The organism is Gimesia chilikensis (assembly GCF_007744075.1).
Taxonomy (GTDB): Bacteria; Planctomycetota; Planctomycetia; order Planctomycetales; family Planctomycetaceae; genus Gimesia; species Gimesia chilikensis_A.
In genome coordinates, this window is record NZ_CP036266.1 from 6,313,248 (window position 1) to 6,327,906 (window position 14,659).

Sequence of the window (14,659 nt, forward strand, 5' to 3'; positions counted from 1 at the left end):
AGCAAACTCAAATCGGTTGCAGAATGCAGGCCCCTGTTCCAACAACTCAAAGCGCACCCCCGTTGTTTCCCGGAGTTTTATGACAAGTTCTGTAAACTGGTCATTGCCCCACCCGCCAAAGCGGTCACGCTCCGCATGAAATTCCTGGAAGAATCCCGCCGCGGACTGATGAGCCCCCGCTTCCCCAAGCCCAAAAAATACCGTCAGTTGGCCCAGATCATCAAAAAAGAGTTTCCCCAACTATACGAGCTGGAGAAAGTCTGGATCAATCAGCTGCTGGCGAAGCGGAATCGTATTTCGACGCTGGATAATTTCTTCTGGGCGGTCAACAGGGTGGTCTATGGAATCACCTATCTGTTTGTGATGTTAATCCTGGGATTTATCATCGTTTATGCCTCAGACTTTCTCAGCATGCTGTTGAGTTTTCTCGGCTGAGCCTAACCTTGCAGAGGAGCCGGATATGAGTGGCCCTGATGAGCCACAATGGGAATTATTGCCTGACCGACCGGAAGAATTTTTCGGCCTGGAGGGGGATTACGATGTCCTCGATCTGAAACGGAAATACAATTCCTTTATTCGGAAATTCAAACCGGAAAAATTCCCGGAGGAATTCCAGAAAATCCGCGCCGCGTTTGAATCCCTGAACGACGCCCTCCGCTATGGTGAGCCCCTGCCGAGTTCACAACACCTGCAGTTTGACTGGTCCAGTGATACGGAACAGTCCGATTCCGAACTTCAGACCGAGTTGACAGGCTCCCCCGCTGCAGATCCGCTCTACAATTCGGCCAGTGAAGCAACTGACAAAGGCCAGAAAACAGGTCTGCTGGAGCGACTCAAAGACGAACCGATCGACGTGCTGTATGCGGAACTGAAACAGCAGACCTCAAAATCTCCCTACGATTATTACGCGCTGGCCGTCTTTGCGGATCTGCTGCCTGAGACGAAAGGCCATTTTGCAGGCTGGATCCTGGAAGGCCTCAAGGTTCACCAGGAAGAGCCCGGACTGTTCGAATTACTGAAACAGTACTTCTCTCAGGAAATTCCACTCAAGGAACTCGCGTCCCTGTTGCTCAAAACGTCTCGCATCGTCAATTCAGACCGCTTTTATTATCTGACCGAAAAAGGCTGGGATCGCCTGATCCGCAACGCGCCCTTCAAGATATTTCGCAAGACACTCTCCAGCTGCGAAGCAAATTTACGCGACCATCGTGTCGACAACCTGCTGGTCTTCTATCTGCACATTCTGAAACCAGCCATCTGGAAAGCCAGTCAGAAGTGGATCGACCAGATCTTTGCTGAAGTCGACTCTCACTACGATGAACTGCCTTACTGGCTGGAACGCGAGTATTACCTGCTGGACCTGCTCCGTCAGTACCGTGAGCAGCGGGACACGTTTATCCAGGAGAGTGCCATCCGCGAGACCATCGACAGGGCCATCAGAAATTACAGTGTACTTCCCGAAAGCGAAGCCGACCTGGCCTTCCTCGAATGTCAGCTTCTACTGATCTCCTACGAAGATGATCTCCTGACGGAATTCCCCAAGCTGGACAAACAGCTGCTCAATCTGCGAATCCTTTGGGAACTCATCGCCGATGATGTCTATGAGCGCGTGGAAGTCTATGTGGAATATAGCGAGAGTGAGCAGAGAGACTCGCAAATTCAGAAACTGGCCGATCAACTGTTTCACGAAAATTATGGCCGTCGCTATCAGAACATCACCGAAATGACATCAACCACATATGTCCTGCTGTTCCTGGCTTCGATCATTTCCATTATCTATCTGATCTTTCGGATGTTTTCCTCTTTCTGGTCCTCACTGCTCTACATCGGCCTCATCGTACTCACCAACTTTATTTTCTTTATCCTCGCGGCCCTCTCCTCGAACTGGCTCAGAGACCGCTACTATCGCGCCGGCTGGCGGTTCGAGATCATGCGTTTCTTCCAGACCTGCTGGCTCCCCCTGGATGAAGTCGCCGAGGGCCTGGAAGCCCTGAACGGCACCAAAAAAGACGATATCGAATACGAAGAACTGGACGAAATAGCCAACCTCATGCGGCTCGATCCGGGGCTGTTTATCTACGTCACAGCCCAGCGATTACTGCATGCGAGTCACTGAATCTTACTGCAAAGAGAGACTTCGAAAACCGCCTCTTTCAGGCTGCACCAGCCACCAGCGCAGCAATAATCACAAAGATCACCCCAATCACGACTGCGATGAGGATCGAAATCAGATACTGACAGGCCGCGACACCCATCCCTCGCACAAAGGTCGTTGGCAAGAGACCAGCCAGCAAAGCGGAGGCTACCAGGAAACTGAAGGGCAGGGAAAACAGAGCGGGCAGCAATTCTGCCCAAGGCTGGCCCACTTCTTTCAACGCGACTGCCCCAAACAGTCCAATGATAAAGCCAACAACCCAGTTCACGAGCCCGGTAATGAAAACAATTCCCATTGCTTTCAGCATCTCAGGCTCGGGGACGCGCGACAGGTGATCTTCTCCAAAACCAGCGAATTTATTGAACAGGCTGATCGCTGCTCGCAGAATGACAGCGCCAATCGCCAATCCGATCGGAACCGCCACAAACAAGACGCAAAAAAAGGCCAGTAATGGTTCTGCAGCAGCTAATACCAGAGATGTCGCATTCAGCATTGGATTCATTCCTCGTTAAACAATTCGTCAGTACACAATCATTCAGAAATCACTTGTATACCCATTCCTGCAAAATGTCAATCATGTTAAGAAATTCAAATTCAGGTGAAATTGCATTTCACGGGATCCGAGTCCGCCCGAAAACCTGAGGCTGACCTTTTTCCCGCCGCGAGGATTTACTGAAAGGGTTCGACCAGTTGCGCACCGAACTGGACCGCTCCGGACGCCCGATCATGACGCTCCCCTTCGGAGAGCCGTTACACGAACTGGCATGATCGCGACGAGTAGACTGATTACTCGTCGTCCACGCGTTTAATCAGCGCGTTGTAGTCTTTCATGCAGCGTTTCACCAGATCCTTGAGTTCCTGGAACTCGGCCTGGTTGGCCTGCGAAGAATTGAGCAGAGGCTGCATCCAGCCCTGCATCAGGTCGAACTGCGTTTCCAGCACATTCAACAGTGAGCGGGGAATCTTATTGACCACGGTAATCCGGTCGTCGGGTTCCACAGCCGGTTTCTCAGCCGCCGCCTGTTGTGTTTCACGACTCTGCAGCGACTTCTCAAACAGTGTCGTCACATCTTTCGTCCCTGAGCTCAGGGCAGCCTGGATGGCGTGCAGGCTCTCGGAAAGATTCTGGAACCGCTCCGAGAATTCGCGGGCATATTGATCCAGATTGGTCTCTGTTTTCTCTTCAGTCAGTCTGCCGATGCCGGCGTTCATGGCTTCGCGGATGTCCTGCAGTCCTTCGCCCACATTCGCCAGTTGCAGAATGGCCTGCGCCATGCGATCTTCACCGCCCACACTCTTTAACTGCTGATTCTTGCGGAATGACTTTTTGATGTCGTTCCAGCGCTGCAGCTCGGCTTCCTTCAGGATGCCCATCAGTTCCTTGAACTTCAACAGGTTGGCTTCAGTATCCGAGGTCAGGGTCTGGGCGTCGTTTTCGTAATTGGAAACAATCAGCGTTTCCAGTTCCCTGTCATTCATCACCGCAAATACCTTCTCGGCGATGCGGTTCATGTTACGGTAGGACCCCTGCAGTTTGAACGCCGGTTCGGTCCGGTATTCGTCTGACTGGGCCGCAGAACGGATGTATTCGCGGTTCACACTCAAAATCACGTCGCGAACCCGAATCAGTTTCTTCATCGTGGAAACCATCTCGTTCAGTTCTTCGACGGAATAGTTGCCTTCCAGGTCGCCCCGTTCGCCGGTTCCATCTTCGGCCATCTGAATGATCGTATAAACGTCTTTCTGACTGCGTGACGAGAGCGGATTCAAAACCGGATTCGAGGTAATACAGTTTTCCAGGTAGCTCATTTCGAACGCATCCGCATGCTCGCCTATCACTTCACCCAGGTTATAAATGTCGGCACGGTTTGAAAGCATGTCGGGGATCTGGAACTTTTCCCCACTCTCGGTATATGGGTTTCCTGCCATGACGACCGCCACTTTGCGTCCCCGCAGGTCGTAGGTCCGAGTCTCCCCTTCGTAGACCCCTTCGATCTTCCGCTGGGCGTCACACAGAGAGATGAACTTCTGCAGGAATTCGGGATTACAGTGCTGAATGTCGTCCAGGTAGATCATCACGTTGTCACCCATTTCCAGCGACAGGTTCAGCTTCTTCACCTCTTCCCGGGCCCCCGCATTCGGTGCGGATGCGGGATCGAGCGAGGTCACCTGGTGTCCCAGGGCCGGCCCGTTGATCTTCATGAAGATGATCCCCAGGCGGTTGGCGATGTATTCCATCAGCGTGGTTTTACCATAACCCGGCGGAGACACCAGCATCAGCAGTCCCATGCGGTCGGTTCGCTTCTGTTCGCCCGCTTCCCCCATCTGCTTGGCCAGGTTATCGCCAATCACAGGCAGATAAACTTCATCCAGGAGACGGTTGCGGACAAACGAAGTCAGCACCCGCGGACGAAACTCTTCGAGTCGCATCGCATGCCGGGCTTCGTCGACGATTTCTTTCTTGAGCGTGACATAGGATTCGAAGCGGGGCACTTTCACCTGCTGGAATTCATTCAACCGCTGCATGAACCGGTTATAGTGCAGGTGATATTCGCCCTGCTGAATCCGGGAATGCGAACCCGAGAGCCCACTGATCTGATCGGTCACCCGGGCATCGATCAGTCGCTGACGATCCAGTTTGCCCGCCAGCAGCAGCAAGGCAATTTCATCCCGGTAATCTCTGTCTTCATCGGAATTCAGATGATCCAGGTAAGCGCCGACCCAGTCCCGGGCCAGCAGAAACCAGTTCAACGGATTGGCATGAGTCGCTTCGAGACTCTCCTGGAATCGTTCCAGTGCGTTATTGTGTTTTAAGTACTTCTCAAATTCCTGGAACAGCTCTCCCGCCCGCTGACTGACCACGAATTGATTGCCGTGCACGAGTTCCTGGAACAGATACTCTGCAGACTCGGGAACCAGCGCCGGTTCGAAACAATGCAGCCGTTGTACAAACTCCGTCAGCTGTTGTTGAAGTTCGCTGATATAGTACTGCTGTTTTCCGGTCTGTGGGAAGACCTGCATGATGCGACCAAAACCAGAGAGCTGCGATTCAAACAGCGTTTTCAGCTCCGGGGCACAGAAGTAATTCCAATAGAGATTAGACAGAGATCGAGCCGCAGGCTGGTATCGCAACAGTCCCAGGGCCGGCTTAATCTTGAGCAACGATTTGACGAGCAGCAGCGCATCCTGATCGTGCACTCCCTTTACGTAGCCTTCGCTGTAGCGGGGCCCCATAAACTTCTGAATGAATGCCAGCAGTTCTTCATCGGTCAGTTTCAGCACCGATTCCAGCGATGTTTCCGGATCGGAATCCAGTGAATTCAACAGCATATAGGCCAGGTATTCAACGCGATAAACGTCCCTGTTTTCGGAGACCAGTTCCTGGTTCCAGACATCGCGGGTCGCCAGCAGCCGTTCGTCTTCAATTTCAGAAAAGAAATTAGTCCCCGTCAGATGCAGTTGCAGCACATCGTCCCGCATGACCGTGGTCAGATCCAGGGACTGACGATTGACGGTAAAATTACGATTGCCCAGCCGGATGATATTTTCGCCATCAACGAACAGTTCCTGCTTGTCTTTCAACTGCCGGACCGCGTCTTCGCGAATACTCTTCAATCGGCTCTGGATGTCGTCCACCTTGACGGTGTCTTCCAGCTCACCCAGTTGCCGTACGATATCCCGCACTTTGTCGATCATCAGATCCGAGGCAAAGTAACCGTTGATCTCGTTGATCGATTCGAGCTGTTCTGCCCGACTGCGAATGCCGGTCAGAATCCGTTCGGCCGATTTCGCCAGCGAGTTGGCCCGCTTATTTCGGCTTTCCACAATCGCCAGTTTGCGCGATTCAAACGCCGCGTAGATCTCTTCCCGCTTCTCCGTCAACTGCTCGACGAACTCATCGAATTCAGCGAACCGGCCTTCCAGCTCTTCAACCTGAATCATCAGTTTCGTCAGGAAGTCATCACACTTCTCAGGGGAATCACTGACATCCAGGTAGTTAACGACTCCCTGGTTCAGCAGCTTGATCTGGGCATTGAACTCAGCGACGCCTTCGACCGACATCAGATCCTTGATGCGATTCTTCAGCGCGGCCCGGCTCTGATTGATGCGGGAGAAATTAGCGGAGATATTGTCGATGATCGCCGTCCGCTGCGTGGTATCTTCCACTTTCAGATTACTGACAATATCGATCAGCATCTCCAGTTCACCGGAACTGGCTTCGATCTCTTCTTCCACCTTCCGAGCGTCGGCGACCTTCTCGACCGTTTTGATCTTCTCAGACGCAGCAGAGATCCGATCGGCGTACGGTTTGAGGGCATCTTTTCGCAGCAGAAACTCGACACAACGTCCGGCCAGTTTTTCGGTTCGTTCGCTGACTTTGGCTTCCAGCTTTTCGACCAGCGTCACATCGACATACCGCAAATCTCGCAGGGAGATGACATCCCCCCGTAGACTTCGCAGGCTGGCGAGACTCTGGACGAAATCATCGATCTGATCGAACCGGCGATGATCGATGGCGACCAGGGTTTCGCGGGTCTGAGTTTCGACTTCGGCTGTCTTCTTCCTGGTATTCTGCCTGAGCTGCAGAACCTTTTCATACTCGGTGACCGCAGCTTCCGCAGCTTTCTTGATCTCCAGAACCACTTCACCCAGGGCATACGTATCCTGATGATTGATCCAGAAATAGGAATCCAGCACATCCGTTGACTGTTTCACCAGATCGACATACAGATTTTCGTAAGCGTCTCTGCGGTAAATCAGTCCCAGGAGTTCATGGCACTCTGCCATCCCGCGGACAATGTCCTTATTGCCGATTTTATTGAGATAGGAATCGGTCTTGTGGGGAACTTCAAACGATTCGCTGACGTAAGGCGTTTTCCAAAGCTGAATCGTGTGATGTTTTTGTGGCTCTCCCTGCCCCGAGAAACAGATCAGCTCGCCCCCTTCGAACAGCGTAAACCCATGACAGATCATCGGAGTATCGAGTTTCTGTTCGATCACATTGTACTGCAGGAGCACATGGATGCCTTGTTCGGGCTGATAGAAGACGTAGAGGAAGTCTTCCCCGTTCGGTGCCGCGATCCGTTCCTGGTAGAGCATGTCCTGCAGGTCGGTTTCAAACGTCTTCGAATCCCCGTTCTGCAGATAATAGCCGTTGGAAAACACGAGGCCATGATCATCGGGCAGCAGAATACAGGCATCCTTGATCGAATCCAGCCGCCGGGCCTGCTGCAGCTTTTCATTGTAGATGAAATAGCGAAATTTTGATTCTTTATAAGGACGAATCTTGAGCAGAATCAGTGAGCCGATCAATGCATAGAAAATCTCGGCATCATCGAGCGTCTGATCCGGGTCTTCCACAGGTTCCGCATAGATACCCTCACCGGTATCGGTGTTGTTCTCGATCTTGATGGTCAGGTCGCCGCCAATGGTCTCCACAAACAGACGGTCATCAATCGAGATGTGCGGATGCACGCCCGAATAATGCAGATCGCGGTGCGTCCGCACCCACTCAAATTCCTGCTGGGGCGGATACTCGACTTCGTGATCGCTGCGGTTATCCACATAGACCAGTTGATCTTCCTGGAAGGCCCATTTAAATGTTTTAAAATCGCGGGCTCCCTGCCCCACCTTGAACAGCATGTATAAAAAAGGTCCTTTGACAAAAAACTTGGCAAAGGTCGCATTCTTATAGTAGCGGTAGATGTCCTTGAAATCTTTTTCGAACGCCGGGTCCTGAATCAGATCCAGGGGCAGGTTGTGATAAGTTCCGTCTTTGAATTCGTAGACTGAAAACACATCACTCAGCTGGATTTCTGTTTTCAGCCCGAAACGTACGTTGTAGCCAAACAGAAACCGGTTCCCGACCGCCAGCATATCGCGGGGCACGCAGTTGTGCTCGGTCGTAATCCGATCGCTACCCAGTAACCGGGTTTCAATCGAACCAAAGACTTCCTTGCGACGTTCATTCAGTTGCGACAGGCGGGACTGCAGTTCCTTACCACGACTCTGCAGACGGTTCTGAATGATTTCATACGTACTGCTCTCCAGCGCAATGGCGTCCGCATTGTCGGCTGCAGTCTCGGATGTATGATTTTCTGAATCCGCCATTTGTATGTGAATCCCGTGGCTCACTGTTTCGGTTGATTGAGTGAAGCATTCGTCTGAGGCTGATGCCTGCTCTCACGGCCGGCTTCACCAGGCACAAGAGAGCAGACCAGACCTCTTATCCGTCCAGATAGAGCGTGACTTGCAGCTCTATTTTACGATTCCACCTTGGCTTTCATAAAGGAGGATACCTTCTGGTCGGAGATTCCGAGATTTTTGACGGTCGCCAGCAGGCGGTTCAGCGTCGAACGGTCTTCATCGCTCTCGGCCTGAACGAGCAGCTGTGAGATCAAAGCGGCAATCGACAGGTTCTTGGCATCTTCGAAGGACATGCCAAACCGGGAGATAAAGGTCTGGAGCTGGTCTTCAAAGTAGTCCGGATTTCCGTTGAAGAACGTGTTCTTGATATCCGTCAGGGTTTCACTGTTGTGCACGAAGCGATCGATGGATTTACCACTCTTGATCGAGTCCACAATCTTATCGAAGAAGGTGGTTTCGCCACCCACGATGTCGATCCGGGCCGACTTGAGAGCCTCGCCGACAATACCGGCCTGAGCCTCGGCGATCTCCTGTTGAGCCGAAATCGCTGCCAGTTCGATATCTTTCTCCTTGTTGAGTTTGATCTTGAATTCTTCGTGATCGCGGCCCACTTCGTCGAAGAGCTTCATCGCATTGGCTTTCTCTTCGATACCATTGGCTTCCGAGCTGAACTTCAGCTTCATCACGTTGGCTTCCGCGGTTCCGGTCTTCTCGGTCGCTTCGGCTTTGGCCATCATCACGTTGGCTTCGGCCTGACCGGTCTTCTCGGTGGCGGTTGCCTTGGCAATCATGACCTGGGCATCGGCCAGACCTTCTGCGGCACCGTCGGCCGTTTTGGCTTCCGCCATGACTTTGATCGCATCCGATTTCTTTTCGGTTGCCGTCTTTTCGGCTTCGGCTTCGATGACCATTTTTTCGGCCAGCAGTTCGGCAGACGACTTCTGTGCTTCGGCTGCTTTGACTTCCTTGACCAGGTTTTCCTGAGCTTCCATTTCCGCTTTGGTCACGGTGACCTGTTTCAAACGGTCTGCAGTCGCGAATTCGTGCGTATCCTTGATGCGTTCTTCTTCTTCGACCACGGCTCGTTCGACAATCACCCGCTCGCGGATCACTTCCTGAATGTTCCGTTTTTCGACTTCAATCGCTTTATCTTTCTCGATATCAGCGATGCCGACGACCCGTTCACGTTCCGTGACTTCCAACAACCGGTCTTTTTCAACCCGTTCGGTCTCGACCGCGTCGGTCCGTTCCTTATTCTTCTGAGCCACAATGATCTGGCGGAGTTTGTTTTCTTCGGCGATCGACAGTTCTTCGTCGGTGCGAATCCGCGCAGATTCGGCTTTCAGACGCTCTTGATGTTCTACCTGACGAGCTTCGGCTTCTTCACGAGCCGTCAACGATGCGATTTCCCGCTTCTGTTTCTCAACCGCTTCGACCCGCTGACGTTCCAGTTCCAGAATCGTTTCCTGGGCTTCCACGTCCTGTTTCTTGATCGTCTTTTCTTTTTCCCGCGTAATATTGTTCGACAGCACGTGTTCCCGGGCGGTGAGGTCGGTAATCTTCTTGATCCCTTCCGCATCCAGAATGTTGGTCGGGCTCAACTTCTCAAGCGGAGTCTGTTCCAGGAAGTCAATCGCACAGTCATCCAGAATGTACCCGTTCAGATCGGTGCCGATGATTTTGAGGATCTCTTCCTTGAACTTGTCCCGCTCATTGTAGAGTTCAACAAAGTCAAAATGCTTACCGACCGTCTTCAAAGCTTCTGAGAACTTGGCATCAAACAGTTCAATCAGGGCATCCCGGCTGGAAGCACGTTTACAACCCAGTGATTGAGCCACGTTGCGAATGTCATTCGAAGTATTGTTGACTCTCACGAAGAAAGCCACTTCGATATCGGCCCGGATATTATCCCGACAGATCAGCCCCGCTTCCCCTTTACGGGCAATTTCGATCCGCTTGACCGAGAGGTCCATCTGGTCGGCACGGTGCAGGATCGGAATTACAAAGATCCCTTCCCCGTTGGCAACTTTAAGGTTCCCGACCCCGGTTCGTACCAGAGCCTCTTCCGGTCCAACCTTGCGATAGAAACGGGAAAGTGCCATCGCAAAACCAGCCAGCACGACCCCGATCACGACAATTGCGGTGAAAATGGACCCACTGAATAAATCGACCCCCAGCAGTTGAGCTGTGGGTAACTGAAGTACCGATATGGACATGTTCTTAGGACTCCTGGTTAATTTTAACGACGTAAAAGGCCTGTGTTTCCTGGTTATAATCCGTCAGACGTACCAGATCTCCCTTCTGGATTGTTTCGTCTTCCGCACGAATATGCAGCTTGAGAGGGGCTCCTTCCGTCTCCAGTTCGGCCTGGCCGAACTTCTCAGTGACCGAACTGCTGGTCACACGACATGATTTGCCTAACAATGTTTCGATTTGATTGGGAGGAGTAAACTGAAAGTATCCCTTGAATGGCTGCGTGATCAACTTGGTAACCACCAGACTGATACCCAGATTTCTCAGGAACAGCGGGAGATAGTCCATCGCAGATTGAATCTCGACCCCGGCATCAAAGTTGATAGAAAGCATCCACATACTGAGCGAGAAAATACTCATCCAGACCATGACAGGCACTTCACCGAGATTCAGAAACTTCAAACCGATGAAGCCAAAATCCAGTATGGACGGGCCATGACCGCCGACTTCAAAGTCCAGATCAAAATCCAGCAGATCGAAGTCCAACACCCCGATAATCACACACAGCCAGTACAGCACGCAGATGGCGACCAGTACCGTTGCCGGCAGGGTGGGCCAGTTCAGAGCTGCGTGCAATAATTCAGTCACGGCGGGCTTTCAGCTTTAAAGGAAATAAAATCAGCTCACACCTCCCGGACAGCAGGGAAGTGCGAAATCCTCCCGTACCTCGCTGGAAAGAGAATCCAACGAGTATGGTTCTTTCAGTATGAACCATAAATCAGATTTGGCAGACTAAAGAACGTAAAAATCAGTCCACGGATCACGAAAACCGGGCAATCCGGCAGATTTTTTCCCGATAGAGGAATCGCGCCTAAAAAGGGAGTTGTTCAGCACACACCCCCTGTAGGGAAATCAGAATCAAAAACGGAGAAATCTTCTGTGAAGAAATAAAAACGGCTCAAGTAATGACTCCACGCCTCCGAAGTGCACCGCGCATGAAAAAACCACCTGTTGCAACGATTCTATGCAACAGGTGGTTCAACGGGATTATGCTGATTGCCCGCAGGGAGCAGGCTTAGCCTTCCATCTGCTGTAATTCGATTGGTGGAGCACCCATGATGTGGTAACCCGAATCGACATGGTGGTTCTCACCGGAAACACCACTCGAGAGGTCGCTCAACAGGTACATGCCTGCTTTACCGACGTCATCCGGGGTAATGTTCTTACGCAGGGGTGACATGGTGGAGTAGAGCTTCATCATCACATCGAACTCACCCACGGCTGAGGAGCTGAGTGTTTTCAGTGGGCCAGCACTCAGGCTGTTCACACGAATGCCTTCAGGGCCGAGTTCGTTGGCCAGATACATTACGGTGTTTTCCAGGGCGGACTTGCAGATCCCCATGACGTTGTAACCGGGAATCACTTTCTCACCGCCGAGGTAGCTCAACGTGAGCATGCTGCCGCCCGGCTTGAGAATTTCGCGGGCACGACGGGCGATGGTGATCAGGCTGTAAACGCTGATTTCCATCGAGAGCTTAAATCCGTCCCGGCTGACGTTGTAAACTGGTCCCTTGAGGTCGTCCATGGGAGCATAGGCGATTGAGTGCAGCAGAAAATCAATTTGTCCGTACTCAGCCTTAACCTTTTCGAACACCTTATCCAGGTCTTCTTCTTTGGTCACATCGCAGGGAATCATGATCTCTGCCCCACGAGGCTCTACCAGCTTCCTCAGCCGACGCTCCATGCGGGGACGCTCGGGGTCTTTATCGGGAAGGTGTGTGAAAGCCATCTCGGCTCCCTCATCATACAGCTTCTCTGTAATCGCCCAGGCGATGGAATGGTCATTTGCAATGCCAAATACAAGACCTTTTTTACCTTCAAAAAGCCCCATGCTGTGATACTCCGTAAATTTTTAAAAATCCAGATAGATTGAAGTGACGGGGATATTCAATCTGCTACTGTAAATCGCGTCTTAATACAGCGTATAAACTATTCGAATTGCCGCCAATAGAAAAGCCAAAGGCGGCCTGTTGTTCGTGAAAACAACAAACCGCCTTGAATCTAAGGAGTATCAATTTCAGATCAGAGCTGGTTTATTCCAGAGCTCCGACCATGCTGGAGGATTCCTGTTCTGACTGAACACCCTCTTCTGTCTGATTTTCCTCATCTTCCTTATTGGGGAAGATGGCATCCACGAACCCACGCAGGTGGGCACTTCGTGTCTGGTGCTGCAGTTTCCGCAGGGCCTTGGATTCGATCTGACGGATACGTTCGCGGGTCACCTTGAAGATACGACCGGTTTCTTCGAGGGTGTAGCTGTAACCGTCACCCAGACCATAACGCAGACGAATGATTTCCCGTTCGCGATAGGTCAGACTTTTGAGCACGTGCTCGATTTTGTCTTTGAGCATTTCCCGCATCGCGGCATCGGCGGGTGAAGATTCGTGTCCGTCTTCCAGGAAATCGCCGAAGCTGCTGTCTTCGCTTTCTCCGACGGGTGTATCCAGGCTGATCGGATGCTTCCAGGTCTTCATGATCCGCTCAGTCTCTTCCACACCCAGTCCAACGGAATCAGCCAGTTCTTCCATGGTCGGTTCGCGACCGGTTTCCTGACGAATCTGTTCGCTGCGTGCTTTGAGGGTCGAGATGCTCTGGAACATGTGAACGGGAATACGAATTGTCCGGGCATGGTCGGCAACGGCACGGGTAATTGCCTGACGAATCCACCAGGTAGCGTAAGTTGAGAACTTGTAACCACGGCGGTATTCGTATTTCTCAACGCCCCGCATCAGGCCGGCATTTCCTTCCTGGATCAGGTCGAGGAAGCTCAGGCCACGGTTACGATATTTCTTGGCGATCGAAACAACCAGTCGCAGGTTACCGCCGGAAAGTTGCTGTTTGGCTTCCGTCCAGTCATCGAAGCGACGTTTGATTTCACGTGAACGACTCTGAAAGTCATCAGCCGATTCAACAACCATGGTTGTCAGTTCTGCCAGTTCGCGTTCCAGCAGGCGTGTGTCCGTTGTCTTGTGACGCAACTGCCGAAAGTCTTCCAGCTGCTCCTGCACTTCACGCATCCGACCGGCAATCTGGTGAATGCGTTTCAGGACAGGCTGCAGACGCTGAGTTCGCAGACAGAGCTCTTCACAAAGGGTCGCCATTTTCTGACGACGAATTCTCATGCGTTTGCGTATCTCGCGTTGTTCGACCTTGCCGGCTTCGCCTGATTCTAGTTTTTCAAAATCGTCCCGATTTTTCTCCATTAACGCCTGCAAAGTGGCGATATTAAAAGGCATCCGGCCCATGATCTGATCTTTGGTGGCATCCTCAGTATCAGAAGTTCGCAGCGTGCGTTCGAAGGGCAGTTCACCCGCGTAAACTTTCTCCAGAGTATCGATGGCAATCTTCAGTGCAAAGTCAGATTCGAGCACGGTGCGGCGGAACCGCTTCCGCGTAATCTCGATTTTCTTTGCCAGAAAAATTTCACGTGAACGACTCAACAGTGGAATGTTACCCATCTGGCTGAGATACATGCGAATGGGATCGCGTGAAGAGAGAGAAGTATCTGCCTCCACCATCGACGAATTGGAATCGTCATCATCGTCTGAATTGGACGAAGCTTCCGGATCCGTATCTGCAGATGTATCCATCGCAGATACTTCTTCCTCATCGATATCTGCATTCGGATCATCAATCAGATCCAGGGCACGCTCTTCCAGACCGACGACGATGTACTCGATCAGAGACGGATCGCCACCTTCATCAGGCAGGAACGTGTGAACCTGCTGAAATGTTAGAAAACCTTGTTCTTCCGCTTCCTGAAATAATGAATTCAGATTGGCATCGAAACGGTGCACGGGTCACTCCCTTTAATATTTATTTGCAAAATTCTGTCGGTCACACGTCCGTGCGTAACCACGGCGTTTTTGTTTATGAGAATAAAAGGAAGGTCTGATCTAAAGCGTCAAAGCTGACCATCTGACATCCCTTTTCCTGTTGTTATATCTGTATTAATCGAGCGGACATGTTCTAATGCCACTCTACTCATACCTGTCTGGTTCCTATAGAGTCAGACAGTGAAATAATCATAAAACTCATCAAAACCTGAAGACGTTCTCTGAGCCCGGCGAAATAGTCCTTCAGTAACATCAACTGCGCGGAGAA

The 14,659-nt window shown here is 51.7% G+C and carries 8 protein-coding genes (1 of these 8 running past the window's edge); 2 read left to right on the top strand and 6 right to left on the bottom strand.

Annotation, left to right across the window (positions count from 1 at the left end; translation table 11 throughout):
• On the top strand, positions 1 to 435 hold the 3' portion of the coding sequence (locus HG66A1_RS23725) for a hypothetical protein (protein WP_145189970.1). The gene continues 291 nt to the left of window position 1, outside the view; 435 of the gene's 726 nt are visible here — the last part of the coding sequence; its start codon lies off the left edge, out of view; it ends in the stop codon at positions 433 to 435.
• A 25-nt stretch (positions 436 to 460) separates the two neighbouring features.
• The gene (locus HG66A1_RS23730) at positions 461 to 2,116 is read left to right on the top strand and encodes a hypothetical protein (protein ID WP_145189973.1); all 1,656 of its coding nucleotides are present in this window, start codon (positions 461 to 463) and stop codon (positions 2,114 to 2,116) included.
• 37 nt (positions 2,117 to 2,153) lie between these two features.
• Here HG66A1_RS23730 and HG66A1_RS23735 read toward each other — a convergent pair whose 3' ends face one another.
• From HG66A1_RS23735 to HG66A1_RS23760, 6 genes are all read right to left on the bottom strand, one after another.
• The gene (locus HG66A1_RS23735; protein WP_145189976.1) at positions 2,154 to 2,648 is read right to left on the bottom strand and encodes a hypothetical protein; all 495 of its coding nucleotides are present in this window, start codon (positions 2,646 to 2,648) and stop codon (positions 2,154 to 2,156) included.
• A gap of 293 nt (positions 2,649 to 2,941) precedes the next feature.
• Positions 2,942 to 8,266, bottom strand: coding sequence for a DNA repair ATPase (locus HG66A1_RS23740; RefSeq protein WP_145189979.1), 5,325 nt, complete (start codon positions 8,264 to 8,266; stop codon positions 2,942 to 2,944).
• 152 nt (positions 8,267 to 8,418) lie between these two features.
• Positions 8,419 to 10,518 (bottom strand): flotillin family protein, encoded by a 2,100-nt coding sequence (locus tag HG66A1_RS23745; RefSeq protein WP_145189982.1) that lies wholly within the window; start codon positions 10,516 to 10,518, stop codon positions 8,419 to 8,421.
• Positions 10,519 to 10,522: 4 nt separating this feature from the next.
• Positions 10,523 to 11,143 (bottom strand): hypothetical protein, encoded by a 621-nt coding sequence (locus HG66A1_RS23750; protein WP_145189985.1) that lies wholly within the window; start codon positions 11,141 to 11,143, stop codon positions 10,523 to 10,525.
• Between the two features lie 427 nt (positions 11,144 to 11,570).
• Entirely contained in the window at positions 11,571 to 12,386 is an 816-nt protein-coding gene (locus tag HG66A1_RS23755) for an enoyl-ACP reductase (protein ID WP_145189988.1), read from the bottom strand.
• A gap of 202 nt (positions 12,387 to 12,588) precedes the next feature.
• The gene (locus HG66A1_RS23760) at positions 12,589 to 14,352 is read right to left on the bottom strand and encodes a sigma-70 family RNA polymerase sigma factor (protein WP_145189991.1); all 1,764 of its coding nucleotides are present in this window, start codon (positions 14,350 to 14,352) and stop codon (positions 12,589 to 12,591) included.
• Positions 14,353 to 14,659: the final 307 nt, after the last annotated feature.